Origin of the sequence: Nostoc sp. ChiSLP03a, from assembly GCF_034531215.2 — a bacterium.
Taxonomy (GTDB): domain Bacteria; phylum Cyanobacteriota; class Cyanobacteriia; order Cyanobacteriales; family Nostocaceae; genus Nostoc.
Genome location: NZ_JAVRBQ020000053.1, coordinates 1 through 12811, shown reverse-complemented (window position 1 = coordinate 12811; position 12811 = coordinate 1). Strand labels below are relative to the sequence as shown.

General features: G+C 42.0%; 23 protein-coding genes. 5 read left to right on the top strand and 18 right to left on the bottom strand.

All coding sequences use genetic code 11. From position 1 onward, the window contains the following. Window positions 1-217 precede the first annotated feature (217 nt). Window positions 218-1717, bottom strand: coding sequence for an ATP-dependent nuclease (locus RMY32_RS09045; protein WP_322710537.1), 1500 nt, complete (start codon window positions 1715-1717; stop codon window positions 218-220). Window positions 1718-2066: 349 nt separating this feature from the next. On the opposite strand from RMY32_RS09045, the gene RMY32_RS09040 reads away from it, so the two are divergent. Then, window positions 2067-2390 carry a hypothetical protein gene (locus RMY32_RS09040; RefSeq protein WP_322710536.1) on the top strand — a complete coding sequence of 108 codons (324 nt, stop codon included), beginning with the start codon at window positions 2067-2069 and terminating at the stop codon, window positions 2388-2390. A gap of 470 nt (window positions 2391-2860) precedes the next feature. On the opposite strand, the gene RMY32_RS09035 is transcribed toward RMY32_RS09040, so the two are convergent. From RMY32_RS09035 to RMY32_RS08965, 15 genes are all read right to left on the bottom strand, one after another. Next, window positions 2861-3973 carry a site-specific integrase gene (locus RMY32_RS09035; protein WP_322710535.1) on the bottom strand — a complete coding sequence of 371 codons (1113 nt, stop codon included), beginning with the start codon at window positions 3971-3973 and terminating at the stop codon, window positions 2861-2863. A 108-nt stretch (window positions 3974-4081) separates the two neighbouring features. Continuing rightward, the gene (locus RMY32_RS09030) at window positions 4082-4666 is read right to left on the bottom strand and encodes a 3'-5' exonuclease (RefSeq protein WP_322710534.1); all 585 of its coding nucleotides are present in this window, start codon (window positions 4664-4666) and stop codon (window positions 4082-4084) included. Window positions 4667-4717: 51 nt separating this feature from the next. Continuing rightward, the gene (locus tag RMY32_RS09025) at window positions 4718-4840 is read right to left on the bottom strand and encodes a hypothetical protein (RefSeq protein WP_322710533.1); all 123 of its coding nucleotides are present in this window, start codon (window positions 4838-4840) and stop codon (window positions 4718-4720) included. A gap of 69 nt (window positions 4841-4909) precedes the next feature. Beyond that, on the bottom strand, window positions 4910-5071 hold the full coding sequence (locus RMY32_RS09020; RefSeq protein ID WP_322710532.1) for a hypothetical protein: 162 nt from the start codon (window positions 5069-5071) through the stop codon (window positions 4910-4912). After that, window positions 5061-5600, bottom strand: coding sequence for a hypothetical protein (locus RMY32_RS09015; RefSeq protein WP_322710531.1), 540 nt, complete (start codon window positions 5598-5600; stop codon window positions 5061-5063). Before RMY32_RS09015 ends, RMY32_RS09020 begins: the two co-directional genes overlap by 11 nt. Further along, window positions 5582-5854: a hypothetical protein gene (locus RMY32_RS09010; protein WP_322710530.1), complete on the bottom strand. Its 273-nt coding sequence runs from the start codon at window positions 5852-5854 to the stop codon at window positions 5582-5584. The genes RMY32_RS09015 and RMY32_RS09010 overlap by 19 nt, the downstream gene beginning before the upstream one ends. Continuing rightward, a complete protein-coding gene (locus RMY32_RS09005; protein ID WP_409882573.1) occupies window positions 5854-6267 on the bottom strand; it encodes a hypothetical protein in 414 nt (137 codons plus the stop codon). Before RMY32_RS09005 ends, RMY32_RS09010 begins: the two co-directional genes overlap by 1 nt. Before the next feature lie 108 nt (window positions 6268-6375). Further along, a complete protein-coding gene (locus RMY32_RS09000; protein ID WP_322710528.1) occupies window positions 6376-6630 on the bottom strand; it encodes a hypothetical protein in 255 nt (84 codons plus the stop codon). Beyond that, the gene (locus RMY32_RS08995) at window positions 6617-7087 is read right to left on the bottom strand and encodes a hypothetical protein (RefSeq protein ID WP_322710527.1); all 471 of its coding nucleotides are present in this window, start codon (window positions 7085-7087) and stop codon (window positions 6617-6619) included. The genes RMY32_RS09000 and RMY32_RS08995 overlap by 14 nt, the downstream gene beginning before the upstream one ends. After that, window positions 7087-7272 carry a hypothetical protein gene (locus RMY32_RS08990; protein WP_322710526.1) on the bottom strand — a complete coding sequence of 62 codons (186 nt, stop codon included), beginning with the start codon at window positions 7270-7272 and terminating at the stop codon, window positions 7087-7089. The genes RMY32_RS08995 and RMY32_RS08990 overlap by 1 nt, the downstream gene beginning before the upstream one ends. Beyond that, a complete protein-coding gene (locus RMY32_RS08985; RefSeq protein ID WP_322710525.1) occupies window positions 7269-7553 on the bottom strand; it encodes a hypothetical protein in 285 nt (94 codons plus the stop codon). Before RMY32_RS08985 ends, RMY32_RS08990 begins: the two co-directional genes overlap by 4 nt. A 94-nt stretch (window positions 7554-7647) precedes the next feature. After that, complete coding sequence (locus RMY32_RS08980; protein WP_322710524.1) at window positions 7648-7863, bottom strand: hypothetical protein; 216 nt, start codon at window positions 7861-7863, stop codon at window positions 7648-7650. A gap of 129 nt (window positions 7864-7992) precedes the next feature. Then, complete coding sequence (locus RMY32_RS08975; protein ID WP_322710523.1) at window positions 7993-8175, bottom strand: hypothetical protein; 183 nt, start codon at window positions 8173-8175, stop codon at window positions 7993-7995. Then, window positions 8172-8348, bottom strand: coding sequence for a hypothetical protein (locus tag RMY32_RS08970; RefSeq protein WP_322710522.1), 177 nt, complete (start codon window positions 8346-8348; stop codon window positions 8172-8174). Before RMY32_RS08970 ends, RMY32_RS08975 begins: the two co-directional genes overlap by 4 nt. 81 nt (window positions 8349-8429) lie before the next feature. Then, entirely contained in the window at window positions 8430-8624 is a 195-nt protein-coding gene (locus RMY32_RS08965) for a hypothetical protein (RefSeq protein WP_322710521.1), read from the bottom strand. Between the two features lie 252 nt (window positions 8625-8876). On the opposite strand from RMY32_RS08965, the gene RMY32_RS08960 reads away from it, so the two are divergent. The 4 genes from RMY32_RS08960 (at window position 8877) to RMY32_RS08945 (ending at window position 11584) form a co-directional block, all read left to right on the top strand. Further along, on the top strand, window positions 8877-9086 hold the full coding sequence (locus tag RMY32_RS08960) for a plasmid mobilization protein (protein WP_409881252.1): 210 nt from the start codon (window positions 8877-8879) through the stop codon (window positions 9084-9086). A gap of 250 nt (window positions 9087-9336) precedes the next feature. Further along, the gene (locus RMY32_RS08955; protein WP_322710519.1) at window positions 9337-9567 is read left to right on the top strand and encodes a hypothetical protein; all 231 of its coding nucleotides are present in this window, start codon (window positions 9337-9339) and stop codon (window positions 9565-9567) included. 78 nt (window positions 9568-9645) lie between these two features. Continuing rightward, the gene (locus RMY32_RS08950) at window positions 9646-10602 is read left to right on the top strand and encodes a hypothetical protein (protein ID WP_322710518.1); all 957 of its coding nucleotides are present in this window, start codon (window positions 9646-9648) and stop codon (window positions 10600-10602) included. A 58-nt stretch (window positions 10603-10660) separates the two neighbouring features. Further along, complete coding sequence (locus RMY32_RS08945; RefSeq protein WP_322710517.1) at window positions 10661-11584, top strand: hypothetical protein; 924 nt, start codon at window positions 10661-10663, stop codon at window positions 11582-11584. Window positions 11585-11597: 13 nt separating this feature from the next. On the opposite strand, the gene RMY32_RS08940 is transcribed toward RMY32_RS08945, so the two are convergent. Together RMY32_RS08940 and RMY32_RS08935 are read right to left on the bottom strand one after the other, a co-directional pair. Next, the gene (locus RMY32_RS08940) at window positions 11598-11798 is read right to left on the bottom strand and encodes a hypothetical protein (protein ID WP_322710516.1); all 201 of its coding nucleotides are present in this window, start codon (window positions 11796-11798) and stop codon (window positions 11598-11600) included. A 150-nt stretch (window positions 11799-11948) separates the two neighbouring features. Further along, window positions 11949-12530: a tyrosine-type recombinase/integrase gene (locus RMY32_RS08935; protein WP_322710515.1), complete on the bottom strand. Its 582-nt coding sequence runs from the start codon at window positions 12528-12530 to the stop codon at window positions 11949-11951. Window positions 12531-12811: the final 281 nt, after the last annotated feature.

Here is a 12811-nt window from a genome sequence, read left to right as displayed (position 1 = left end):
ATTATTTTGTAGAGACGGCGATTTATCGCATCTTTGCGATCAAGGGCGTGTCATCAAAAAATCTTAACCGAACCGTATTGAGTCGGAACTAAGGCTCGTCAAGTCGCTTTGCTCCAATTTCTAATTACTGCGAAGGATTACAATCTCCATCATATGCAGACCAAGCTGCGAGTAAAACTTGATTAACTATACAAGCTAAACTGAAAAATATTGGATTTTAATATTTTGCAACAACTTTCTCGATGTTCTTGAGAATGTCAATTACCTCACAAGCAGATTTACTAAAAGCTTCCTTAGCAATACCTGGATTTTCTGTATACCACTTCTTTACATTGTTAAGTAAGATTCTTTTTTTATTTCTTTTCTCCTTTTTGTCTGGTATTTGTAGCACTTTATCTACTTCTGCCTGAAACTCTTCAGGATAATACTTCTCAAAATCATGTTGTTTTAACTGGCAAAAACTATCTTTATTCCATGATTTATATTTATTTTTTAAATCGTTGATGATTCTCGTTTCATTTTCACCGCCATCAACTAAGACCCAAATTTTCTGGTCAAAGGTTTTTTGTAAATGAAAGAAAAGACACAGGCTGTGCAAAGCATAAAACCTTTCTGGTACTCTTTCGACACCATCTGAGGAGCAAATTTTTAGTCTTTCTTTAAGCCCAGGTACAAAATTAGGAATTATAAATTCTCTAATTATAACTTCGGCAGATGATTCTTCGAGAATCAACCATGTATCCCAAACATCAAAATCGAAAAGCTCATAACCTAAATCTTCGAGAATTTCTCTTCTTGCTTCAGGTGAATTATCAACTTCAGTAATCGAAGAAGTTGGAATTTTATCCACAAACTCCATATTTACTTTAAAAATCTTGCTCAATTCTTCAGAACCAAGATACTTTAAAACAATATTTGAATGAGTAGTGATGACAAACTGGTTGGTTTTTGACTTTTCAAGAATAAAACTTAAGAGCTTTTTTAATGCATTAGGATGAATGTCATTCTCTGGCTCCTCTATCAAAAATAGCTGGTCTTCAGCCATACACAGATCCAGAATTAATCCTAAAATATTTACTATCCCCTCTCCCATTCGCTCTAATGGAATATGACGGAAGTTATCCACAATATATACAGATTTCTTACCGACATTGGATGGAAGAGAACTTATTTGAAAGCCGAAAATATCCCTACAAGCTTTTACATACTCATTTTTTGCTGGCAAACCATCTGTAGTAATTCGATCTACTTTGGCATACAAATTAGAAAAGTTTCCTATAACTGAATTTGAATAATGAAGGTTTATACTTTCATTGAATTCCGTAACTTTTCTCTTGGAAAGAAATGGATATATGAAGTTTCTAGGCTCAACATTTAAAATGCAATTTTGCTGAAAATTGTTTCCATTAAAACTTAACCCCTCATTGCTAATAGTGATTTCAAGATAAGTATTGTTATCAATTGAATTAGCAATTACTGGATCAAAATATTTATATACATCACCTTTGAAAGTAAGCATTACACCTCCAATATCCTCCTTTGTCCTTGTATCATGTATACTAATTGACCCTCTATCTTGTAATAAAAGTAATGTTCTTAATATTGTTGTTTTTCCACTATTATTCTCTCCTACTATTAAATTTATGCTTGGAGAAAGCTCGATTTCTGCATTTTCATAACCTCTTAAATTACTTAGTTTTACTTTATGTATCTTCATTTTTTTTCTGATCTATATATTTCACTAAAAAATCTAAATGCAATCGCTGATTATATTAAAATGTATCACCGAAACCTTTGGGCTAAAACAATCATGTCAATTGTCGTAGTACCTTATTAGTGATGACATTAGCGGATGGAATAATAACAGCCATTCTAAGAGTTTCATATTACCTCAGTCACTAGTATTCATCCTTCATAGTTCAGTGGGGATTCACTCTAGTAATTTAGGAGACAAGGGGCAAAATCTCCATTTTTTCACGTCCAGCCCACAACCTATACAACAGCGTTGAAACTTTTAGCTTTAGTTTGGGCAGCATAAGAAAAGAACACTGCTTTATGGAAACAAAATGGAAACAAGCACAGTGAGCTTATTAAAAAAATGTCAAGAAAACTTTCCGTATATAAAATGGACAGAAGACAAAGACAATAAATATTGCATAGGAATCATAGAGAATACTGTATTTAGTGTTTATGTAACTAGCGTAGAGGGACATTCTAGTGTCAAGCTAAAAATTGATGTGGAAAAAAATGATATGAAAGAACATACAATTGATTTAATTGGAAGGTATTCGAGCGAAGGCAAGCCAATAGAAGCTTTGCTTGCTGACTTACGTACTGAGTGGGAAGGACTTAACTCATTATTAAGCAGAGCGACTAAAGTTTCACTATAGCAAGGAACTTCCAGTTAAAAAATATTCCATCGTAGGGGCGCAAGACCTTATGCCCCTATAAATCCACAAATAATTTGGGATAATTGATTTTTTGCAAGTCCCTAATTTTGGGAACGGTGTAAAAAATCAATTTTCCAAAGTTTAACAAAATTCCCTTTTCGTCACATTTTAACCGTTCAGTGGACAAGCAAGACATTCCACTAGACTGCTAAAAAGCAGGAGAGGGTTTTTGGTTAAATTAGTCAAAGGTTTATCGCCGTTTATCCTGAAAAATAACGGCTTCCAGAGTTTAAGACTTGCTCGGTTTAGGCAAGATTTAGGCAAGGCTAAAATCTGAAGGGCTGGAAGTAGTGGGTGACGAGGGATTTGAACCCGCAACCAATAGATTAAGAGTCACCGTCTCATTGAAATTGCAATGCAAAAATCCAGCAAACTAGCTGCTAGTTAATTCAAAATTAGAAATTAGAAATTCATAATTCTGGCGGCAGGGGGCGATCGCGTTTATTCATCGCTAAGTCGAAAGCTCTTTGGTGATGCTCGGCGTTGATCCAGGCGTGATAGAGGTTACTGTGAACTGACAGACTGTGCCCCATCTGCTGCGCTGCAAGGGTTATATCAATTCCATACTCTAGAGTGCGAATAGCCCAAGCATGGCGAAGATCGTAAACCCTAAATGGTAAACCATCATTTCGCCTAAATCTTTGAGTAACGGTTCTGCCAATTGCAGAATTATTTCGGTTTAAGTTGATCTCTGGGATTTTGACATTAGGCAAGCCAAATGAATCGAACCACTCTGGATGGAAGGGCCAGATTTTTCTGTAGCCAGTCTTGCCGGCGAGGACGGTAATAATTTTATTGCCTGCTCGTAGCTGCTCTAAATCCAAGAAAAATACTTCATGATTTCTCAATCCGTAAGTGGCAAGCATTCCAAATATCCACTGCCATTTTGCATCGGCTAAATTTGAATGGCATTCAAGAATTAATTTATCTGTTGGCAGACTACGAATCTGCCTATTTCTATAGCTATAGCTTCCTGAATAAGAATTAGGGTTAAAGTCAAGGTCAGCAAATCTAGCCAATAATCGCAATGTCAAGCAAAATCGTTTGCGAGTTCTAGTATCTGGCGTGGTTGTTAAAATGGCTTGCTTTAGCACCTCAGTATTGAGTACTTCGTGTTGAGGAAGTGTTTTAAAAACTGTCTGATATTCAATCCTCCACGTACTTTCTGTTTTAAAGTTACGTTGCCTTCTTTCAAAATAATCTTTTTCAAATTCTTGAATTAATTCACTGATGGTTTTCACTTTGTTATCCTGTGGTTCTGATTTTAAATAATCGTTCCAATCAAAGGTTTTAGTATCAAGTTTCAGCCTGATAAGCTTTGCTTCTCTTTCAGCAAGCTTTACACCGTCGAGGTTGGCGACAGTAATATTTATTTTTTGTTGATGCCAGCCGTTTTTTAATGCTAAAGGTTTTGGGGGAAGCGTTGCACGCAAATAAAGCCTGACACCAATTTGTTCAATTTTGATGCCGTAATTACGGAGTCTTCCGTTAGCCTCCTTAAGAGCGCGTTCAATATTTTTCATGAAATTCCCATTAAAAATCCATCCCAAAATGAAGTAGGTTTTTATCTACTTCTCATTGGGATAAAATCACAAGCTTTCAGTTAGTAGTTTCGTCCGACAGTAAAGGCGTTAGAAGATTGGATCAGACATTGACTTGATTACTTCTAGCGTTGCCTTACAATCTCCTAATGCAGAATGATCGCCTCCAGGCAATTTCTGCCATTTATAATTTCCGTAATACTCGTTCCACTCACCAACGTATTGAGAGTAATACTGCATTGCACAATGAATCGATCCGCCATTGGTGAAAATTCTACAGTTCCTACGGTCGCTAGTTGGGAAGGCAATTTGAATGCCTCTAGCTTTCAGAGAATTCCTGATTACTTTTAAATCGAATTCAGCATTATAAATGATTACATCTCTATCACCGAGCAACTTCCACACATCCAAAAATATTTGCTCAAACGGAAGTGCTTGCACTACATCATCATTGTGGATACCGTGTATTACAGTTGCGGCTTCACTAATTTCAATAGTTGGTTTTACAAGGGTTTGGTATTCTTCCCCGGAACTACTAAGAATGCCTATTTGAACTATTTCTGCATTGTTACTCAACCCTGTGGTTTCGGTGTCCAAAATACACCATTTATCGTTTTTGAGTATTGTTTTACTCCACTCTGTAGACTTTTCTGTGTCGCTCATTTCGCTAGTCATAAATCCCTGATATATTTTGATTTGGTAGTAGATAAACAGCGATCGCACTTTTCAACCAAAAGCGCGATCGCTTTCAACTTTTGAAAGGCTCCATAACTCTGCCAGCAACGCCAGAGATAAAGCCCAGTGACACGCCACACCAGACATAAGAAGGTCTAATAAACATAGTGGCAATACCAATAACTCCAGACCAAAACAGACCTGTTGCTAATATCTTCAATCCTTTACCCTGCTCATGGCTGTTCAGGCTTCGGCAATGATCCGCGAGTTCTCTAACGAGGTAGTAATTTTGAGAATATCCGCTTGGCATTCGCGCTCAATTCGCGCGATCGCATCTCGATCCGCCTTGACTGGAGACGATGCCATTTTGACAAGCACCAAACTTAGCACTTCGTTACCATCCATTCCTCTGTCCCTCCTCTAAAATTTGTTGCAACAGATGCTCTGCTTCGTCCCACTGACGACCACCCATTTTGAGAATCTGCTCAATAACATAGGTTTTACCTTTAACTTCCAGAAGCGACTTAATCGCCAAATAAAAGACTTTCTCGCTATTTGTGGAAGTGGAAGTTTCAACAGCCCGATCTGCGCTCGGCTCTTTATATAAGTGTTCCAGGCTGCTGGTTAGCTCTTGCTTAACTTCCGGCGGGTAAGTCGGTGCATCACCATAGGCTTCGTAAAGCGCTTGCTCTTGCTGTTGGGTGTGCAGTGCGAATTCAGTTTGTTCTAACTCTTGGTTCATTGCTGCCAGTGCTGCACGGCGTGCATCCTGGACAATCAACCGCCGCGACTCCTGCACGAGTTGCACTGATGCAACAAGCGCCAGACTATAGCTAACTCCCTTGGCGATCGCGGGAACTGGAGAAAGCGCAGTTAGCCAAAAAGCTGTCGTACTTGCTAGCAAACAGTTAGTTTTCACCCACCGAGAAGCCATGACAGCATCCCTCCCAGAACAATCGAAACTGCGATCGCAATCAGCAAGGCATAATAATCTGGTTCGGCTAGTTTGAGAAACGGACGAATCGCATCATCTGTGAGCAGTGCAACGGCTAACCCGACGAAAGACATAATATAGATAACCCACATCACACGAAATAAAGCAGGATGCAGCGCCCCTAGCCAAGCCACAAAGCTAGAGGCGATACATCCCAGAAGGAACCAAGCCCCCAGGTGTACCACCTTTGCCATTAGTATTTTTCCTTGACTTTGGCTTTGAGTTCGTCAATGCGCTGCTGTGCCTTGTTTTCAGCGCGGTCTAGACCAAAGCCAAGCCGTGCATATTCAGGGCGCAGCGCGTGCAAGTGCCTTGCGGTTGTTGCGTCAGAGCGTTTCTTGGTAAGTTCGCTGTCAGCAACGCCTTTGATGTACCTACGATGGGCAGTGTGTACCTGTGCGTCTGATTCTTCAAGTTTTTTGAGCGATTTGTAAGCCCGTTTTGCCTGACGCGCTTCCTCTTTCTTTTGAGTTGCAACTCGCTTGAGTGCGTCAGCCTCAGCCTTATTAAAGTAACGTGGTGTATCATTGACGGGTGCTGTCCTGACAGTCTCCCAACTCCCCGGATTCACCGGGTTAATGACGGTTGGATCTGTTGGAGCCAGCACCCGGTTTTTATCTATGCTGTGGCCCCCGGTGGAGAGCGAGGATTCATTACTTTTGTTGCTGGACTTTGCAGCGCTGGTAATTCGTGCAAGGATTCCCATTGTTTACTCCTATCTACAAACTTGGCTTTTGACTTTCTCAAGCTGTTGGCTTTGAGCTTTCATTTCGCGCAGTTGCACTTGATCTGCGCTTTGGTAAGTGGAGATTGCACCGATGCTTAATCCAGCAATTAGTGCAGCTGTAACGATTACTAGATAACCTGCGATGTTATTCCCGGCTGCCGTCGGTTCTGGATCTGGAATTGGGTAGAATTCCCCAGTGAACGGGACAACTTTACTGGTGCGCTGTTGTTTAGTCTGTTTCATCTCCTCCCTCTAGCAACATTGGCTTGTAAGTGGGTAAGAGTAGATGCTCGGTTCCGGCGTTGATTGCGGCGCGGACTGATGTTTGCACTGTTTGGCGCTGCTCAGGTGTGGGATTATCGCGCATCTGCTTGATGCGTTGCAAGGTACGACCGGGCAACAGTCGCCAGTATTCGTTGGCTAGGCGCTGTGAATCTTCCTCTAACAATGACTCAAGTAAATCGGGTGCGTCGGATTCTGCATCAATTTCTGCATCGTCATCTGTTGCATTTTTCGTTGCACGTCGGCTGTGCAACAGTTCAATTCCCGCTTCAGTCCAAAGCTTAACGCCGTGATCGTCGCTGACTACGTGAACTTCAAACTGGAATACTTCAGGATATCGGCGCATCCATGAGCGAATAGTACTTTCTGGTATGCCCGTTACTCTGGCTGCATCAGGTGTGGTGTACAGGTTGCTCATCAGTCTTCCTTTTGGGGTCGAACTTTTATAATGATTTTTTCCTGAGTCTCTTCGGTGTACGTCCTTTGGATATATTGCTGGGTTTCCCGTAAATCAGTTGGATCGGCTTGTGGACTTCCCTCTTCTATCGGATCTACCCACCACTCATTCCACTCTGGATCGTCACCTGAAAAAGATATTGTCATAAGGACTGCCCCCAGCGAACTTGAGAAATAATCGCTTCCATTACTCCTGCCTGGTCGGAGAGTGAGAGCTTATCTCTCATATCTTTTGCGATCGCAAAAATTTCACCCCGAACATCTCCGTCTAGCTGGCAACCAATATGTGATGCCAAAACGGTGAGAATAACCAGCTTTTCTCGCTTGGACATTTTCTCGAAGGTGCTGCCGTACTCCTCTTGAACTGTTTCCAGGAGTGAATTATCGCCTGGGGTATAAGCCGTGTAGTAGCCTAATGGCTTAGACATTGGTAAAATCTCCTTAAGATCAAAACCTTTTAATTTGTTGTGTCGGCGATCGCTTGCGCGCAGTGGTCGCCTTTTTACTTGCTGTTGTCTTGGCTTAATAAACCCCACCAATCCCGGTCCCATCACATTCAGGGCAAATCCAACCTAAATCGCCGTACAAGAAACCCCGTCCTTGGCAGTGACAGCAATTAGAGTATTTGCCTTCATCTTCTGGAAAGAGCCAATCCTCCGGGACACAGATGCTGTCTGCGTCGTCTGCAAAATCTGGGATAAAGTCAGATGGTGTCAAGCCTGTTAAGCTGTTGATCATTTAATCTCCTCTTTTAAGTAAGGATTGATTTTCGGCGATCGCACTCGTGTAGTGGTCGCCTTTTTACTTGCACTGTTAACCCCGCGATCGCTATCCAAAATCAGGGATGGTAGGCGATCGCCTTTTCAATTAGTTTTCCTCCTCGTCGTCCTCCTCTGCCTTACTGCCGACGAGGATATTCAAGCCTTTGGCTTCAGACTTGAAATCAACGATCTCAAATTCTTGATCGTCGGCAACAGTTTTTATAGTTACCACCGTTGCACCGGGGTAGTCTTCCAGGACATCAATCAATTCTTGGACTGTGGTTTTCATGTTGTTCCTGCGCCTAGTATTTCTTCGTCTGTGCGATCGAGGCTCACAAGTGTGAACTTTATTAGAGTGTCTCCAACCACTACGGCAGTGATTTGACCTGCTTCTGTGCCTAGCTTTGCGTCATCAGGCAGGCATTGTAGCTTTCTAATTAATTCGTCAAGAGTGATTGTCATCTGGTTTCAAGAGTTAAGTTTGCAGACATCAAAATATCACCGCTGTTTACTCAGCGTTATGTAACTGTTATGTGATTGGGATTAGTCCTCCATTACCTCTGAGTCGAACTCAACCTCTATGTAACGGCTGACATCTGTGCTGTTGCGATTGGCATAATTTGCACTTTCACTTACCAGTGACAGTGCAGTAATGCTTTGCTCAACTTTGTGCAGGAATTTGCTAAAGGCTTCTACGTCTCTGGGGCCTCCTGTTATACGAATTTTGATTCTGCCCATTATGTTTACTCGACTGTTGACTTGAGGGTGTTTCCGCGCAAGGTGGCGCGGGTGCTTGCTCCGTCTGTGCAACGCAAAGGGTTAGGCGTTGGGGAGCAATGTTGTAGTACAAAAATCAACTTGCACGTGCTACTATCTTTTAATAGTTATTGCACGTGCAATAATAGAAGTCAAGCATATTTTTTGTAACGCACGTGCAGAATCATCCGTTTAGCACGTGCAATAATTTAGGGGTTGCTATGGCTATCAAAAATGACAGAAGAAACCACGACAGACAAAAAGACGATCAACGCAACTGTGAGAATATCACCGGAAGACTGGGAGTCCCTGAGAGAGAAAGCATCTCAGCTAGGCATGAATCGGACACAATTTTTTATTCAGATAGCGAGGGGAGAAATCAAGCTAGATCATGGATTGCTCATACAGGAGAAACAACTCCTGGGGGAATCTATCGTAGGCTGAAGGAATTACATGAAGTCTGCCTAACTGTAATTGAATCCCAGCAAAAGCAGCTTGAAAACAGCCTACATAACAGCAAGCAACTAACAGAAGAAATAGAAAACTTACACGTACTATTAGCAGAAGTTCTGCAAGATGTACCACATAAAGAATAAAGCCGTTTACCTGCTTGGGTAGACGGCTTTATTCGTGGCGTATTGGCTCACTTGAAATCGGAGTGCGATCGCCACGAATGACAAATGACAAATGACAAATGACTATGCACCATGTTTACAAAGGATTTCGAGCGCTGATTCTACCAGAAATGGAATCCACAGAATCAAGATTAGCTCGTGGGGATTGGCGTTTTCAAGTCGTGGGATACAGATACACTGCCCGTTACAGAGGCAGAGTCAGTTTTTGCGTTGATAGCCCACTGCCTACAGTAGACGATGCAATTACCGATTTTCAAAACCGGATCGACGCAATCTTAGACAGTCTTTAGGCGAATGTAAAAAAACCAAAAAGCCACCGGAAGATTTAGCGATCGTGGTGGCTCCTTGAAAGAAACAGTAATAATATTATGCCAGAAAACAGCTTAGAAGTCATTAATTCTTCTTCTCAAAATAGGGTAATTCCTATTAACCGCAACAAAGAGAAGAGAACATCAACTAAATTCAACAAACCTCACTGTATCATCCCAGTTCATGATATCCAGTGGGTAGTTAATCAAGTAAAAACAGTTCAAACACTGTGGAATGAATGTTGGGCTTCTGACCAGTATGGTAGTAGATGGATGAAGCTAACAACATCATTAGGTGACAAAGCTTTTAGACTAGCAAGACAACTTTTATACACAACAGGATTATTTGAATTCAAGCGAGAAACCTGCACGGATGATACGCGTAAAACAGCCTGCTGGTTAGTTAAAAATCTGCACGGTGCAAGACGAATTCAAGAGTTTTGGATGAAAGATGACGAGCAAGAATCGGCGGTCAATTCTGACCCTATATCCGGCATAAATGAACCGGACATCAATCAGAAAATACCGGATATCGGTCAAAAAATGCCGGATATCTCACCTGAAACCCCTGAAAAATCAAGCCTTCCAGAACCTCTCAGTAACACTTCAGAAACGTCTCAGGAACTTCTCAAAGAAGTTCCTGTTGACGTAACCCCGATGAACGAACTTCTTGAGAAAGTTCGTTCTCGCGGTACAAAAACCGCAGAGAAATTAGCTATCGCTATGGAGCGCTGTATGAAAAAAGCCGCAGGCGAACAACCCGAACAGTGTTTTAGGGAATTATTTATTAGCAGATACAAATGGAAAATTGACGATGAGAGATTTCGACAACTTATCCAACTCACCAAAGAATGTACGCTTTCATTCTTTCAGAAATTCAAATACGTATACCATCAGGACGGTATGAGCGCTCCTAGAACATTTGACAAAGCAATAGACCTTGTAATAAAAAATGCTTCAAGTATCAATGAAGCAGTGAAATTACAATTATCAGCTTTCAATTATCAACCTACTTGATTGTTGATACAAAAAAAGGCCGCGCCAACGGCCATGAATTTTAAAATCCACAAACATTATGAAACATAATTCCGATCTGCCAGGGCAATTAGCATTATTCACTGTTGCCCCCACAGTTGAAACAAGGACTACCATTCACGATCCTTACTGGGATGAAATACTTGCGCCCGAACATCCCGAACCAGAAACCAGATGGAATCCTGCCCACTTTGGGGAAGTCCCTCATAAGGTAAGTGACAACGGACAACTGACAATTTTCTTTGATGACAGCGACGAGCCACCAGATCCAGACGATTATCAAAATCTGGATGATTATCATCAAGCCTGGGCAGATTGGGAAATACGTGTTCGGGCGCAAGTTACCGCAAGCACCGTTGTAGAGACAGTAAAATCACCTGTTCGGGCGCAAGTGACATTAGACACTGAAAAAATTGCGCCCGAACACCCTCAACCATTAAAAGTGGGTGATTTGGTAAAGCTCTCCCCAGATTGGATGGACAAATGCGCCGCCGCCACAACTGGCAAGTTTAAAAAGGATTACCAATACAAATCTGACGACGAATTAATTTCTGAAGTGATTTGGCTAGATCCTGACAAGGGACATATTTATGTTGCACGCGGTAATAATGAAGCTTTATTTGTTCCCGATGGATGCTACACCGTAGAAGTTGTTCGGGCGCAAGTATCAAAGACTACCCAAAAAATTGCGCCCGAACAAAATACCCACTGGGTAGAGAAGTACTGGGTACAAAGGTTAGGTAATAAATATTGGTATTACCGTTACTGCTGGATGTCCGGCAGGAAAAAGAATCGCCGCCATATCGGCAGTGTGGACAGTGTTATATCCAAGCGCAAAAAGGCAGATGTGGAAATTGCGATCACTTCGGGGCAGCCGCCAAGTGAGATCGAAAAGTTGATTCACTCCTGGCGTCCCCAGTCCCCAGCGCCCAATGCCCAATGCCCAATTACGAATGACGAATGACGAATGACTAAGCTTACCCCTCGTCATCATCATCGTCCGAAGCAGAGATGACAACATTCACACAGTCAGACCCAGCCTCAAAACCGATGATGGTAAACGTTTCACCATAGGCATCTGTCAAGCAAATTACTGCATCCCCCGGAAAGTCTTGTAATTCTTGAATCAGCTTTTCTACAGTCAGTTCTTCTACAGTCAGTTCTTCGGTTGTAGTCATATTTTCTCCTTTAGAAATGCGATCACACTGGTCAGAGGTGAAGTGCGATCGCAACTTGTACTGAAATCTAACATCTATTGGCTTTAGGCTTTGCTGCCTTGAGCTTCACTACCTTATCCGCCCCAAGCCTTATTTGTCACAGGTTGGGGTTTATAGGGTTGCGATCGCGCTTTTCACGTCATCGTCACTCACCTCGATGTACCGAGAAAGTACCTTCAAGTCAGTGTGACCAGTGGCTTTTTTAATCGTTGCCAAGCTTACACCCCGCTTTGCTAATTTCGTTATAAAACTCCGGCGGGTGGAGTGAGTTGATATCCCCTTGGCTGAAAGTCCGGCTCTTTCAACAGCTGTACGTAAAATTTGGTCAGCCGCCCTTAGCCCCATAGGTTTATCCGCTTCTCTAGATGGGAATAACCAAATTGAACCGGGGAGTGGCTTATATGCTGCCAACAATTCAGCCAAAGTATCGTGAACCGGCACCTGGCGTGTCTGTCGCTTCCCGTTGGGTGTTGCCTTGCGAGTCCTGGCGCGAAAGTTGATATACTCACAAGGCGAGCCGTCAAGATTATACACGTCGAGAAGTTGCAACTTCACCAGCGCACCCCACCTCTCCCCGGTGTACCAAGCCAGATCCAAAAGTAGTTTATATTTTTGAGAGCGGATCTGCTTGCGAATTTTGGAATAATCCGCGTCGGTCAAAACTGCGGCTTGTCCATTTCGATTATTTTTCATTTTATTTTCTACTTCTGCTGATTCCGGTTTAACCATTCAGGGTGGTTAAACCGGAACATTCCTAACTTTATAGTTTAGAAATATTCGACTCAATCCTATTAACAGTAAGCGTTACACGTCCTCGGTGAATGTGCTTGTTTTACATAAAAGTGGAACATTTACTGTTTTTTGATAAAAGCATAAAACAGATTTATTCACTCACAAAAAAATCTGTTTTATGGCAGAACCAAGCTTGACTTCAGTATTCGGTGCGAATGCTTCTCAAACCTCCACCGACCTTG

Bases quoted from the DNA above. Each gene is read 5' to 3' on its own strand.
- RMY32_RS09015 (WP_322710531.1), bottom strand. From the start codon at position 5,600: ATGGCTTCTCGGTGGGTGAAAACTAACTGTTTGCTAGCAAGTACGACA.
- RMY32_RS09020 (WP_322710532.1), bottom strand. From the start codon at position 5,071: ATGGATGGTAACGAAGTGCTAAGTTTGGTGCTTGTCAAAATGGCATCG.
- RMY32_RS09000 (WP_322710528.1), bottom strand. From the start codon at position 6,630: ATGAAACAGACTAAACAACAGCGCACCAGTAAAGTTGTCCCGTTCACT.
- RMY32_RS08940 (WP_322710516.1), bottom strand. From the start codon at position 11,798: ATGACTACAACCGAAGAACTGACTGTAGAAGAACTGACTGTAGAAAAG.
- RMY32_RS09045 (WP_322710537.1), bottom strand. From the start codon at position 1,717: ATGAAGATACATAAAGTAAAACTAAGTAATTTAAGAGGTTATGAAAAT.
- RMY32_RS08970 (WP_322710522.1), bottom strand. From the start codon at position 8,348: ATGACAATCACTCTTGACGAATTAATTAGAAAGCTACAATGCCTGCCT.
- RMY32_RS08935 (WP_322710515.1), bottom strand. From the start codon at position 12,530: ATGAAAAATAATCGAAATGGACAAGCCGCAGTTTTGACCGACGCGGAT.
- RMY32_RS09030 (WP_322710534.1), bottom strand. From the start codon at position 4,666: ATGACTAGCGAAATGAGCGACACAGAAAAGTCTACAGAGTGGAGTAAA.
- RMY32_RS08945 (WP_322710517.1), top strand. From the start codon at position 10,661: ATGAAACATAATTCCGATCTGCCAGGGCAATTAGCATTATTCACTGTT.
- RMY32_RS08960 (WP_409881252.1), top strand. From the start codon at position 8,877: ATGACAGAAGAAACCACGACAGACAAAAAGACGATCAACGCAACTGTG.
- RMY32_RS08955 (WP_322710519.1), top strand. From the start codon at position 9,337: ATGACTATGCACCATGTTTACAAAGGATTTCGAGCGCTGATTCTACCA.
- RMY32_RS08995 (WP_322710527.1), bottom strand. From the start codon at position 7,087: ATGAGCAACCTGTACACCACACCTGATGCAGCCAGAGTAACGGGCATA.
- RMY32_RS08985 (WP_322710525.1), bottom strand. From the start codon at position 7,553: ATGTCTAAGCCATTAGGCTACTACACGGCTTATACCCCAGGCGATAAT.
- RMY32_RS08990 (WP_322710526.1), bottom strand. From the start codon at position 7,272: ATGACAATATCTTTTTCAGGTGACGATCCAGAGTGGAATGAGTGGTGG.
- RMY32_RS08975 (WP_322710523.1), bottom strand. From the start codon at position 8,175: ATGAAAACCACAGTCCAAGAATTGATTGATGTCCTGGAAGACTACCCC.
- RMY32_RS08965 (WP_322710521.1), bottom strand. From the start codon at position 8,624: ATGGGCAGAATCAAAATTCGTATAACAGGAGGCCCCAGAGACGTAGAA.
- RMY32_RS08980 (WP_322710524.1), bottom strand. From the start codon at position 7,863: ATGATCAACAGCTTAACAGGCTTGACACCATCTGACTTTATCCCAGAT.
- RMY32_RS09035 (WP_322710535.1), bottom strand. From the start codon at position 3,973: ATGAAAAATATTGAACGCGCTCTTAAGGAGGCTAACGGAAGACTCCGT.
- RMY32_RS08950 (WP_322710518.1), top strand. From the start codon at position 9,646: ATGCCAGAAAACAGCTTAGAAGTCATTAATTCTTCTTCTCAAAATAGG.
- RMY32_RS09040 (WP_322710536.1), top strand. From the start codon at position 2,067: ATGGAAACAAGCACAGTGAGCTTATTAAAAAAATGTCAAGAAAACTTT.
- RMY32_RS09010 (WP_322710530.1), bottom strand. From the start codon at position 5,854: ATGGCAAAGGTGGTACACCTGGGGGCTTGGTTCCTTCTGGGATGTATC.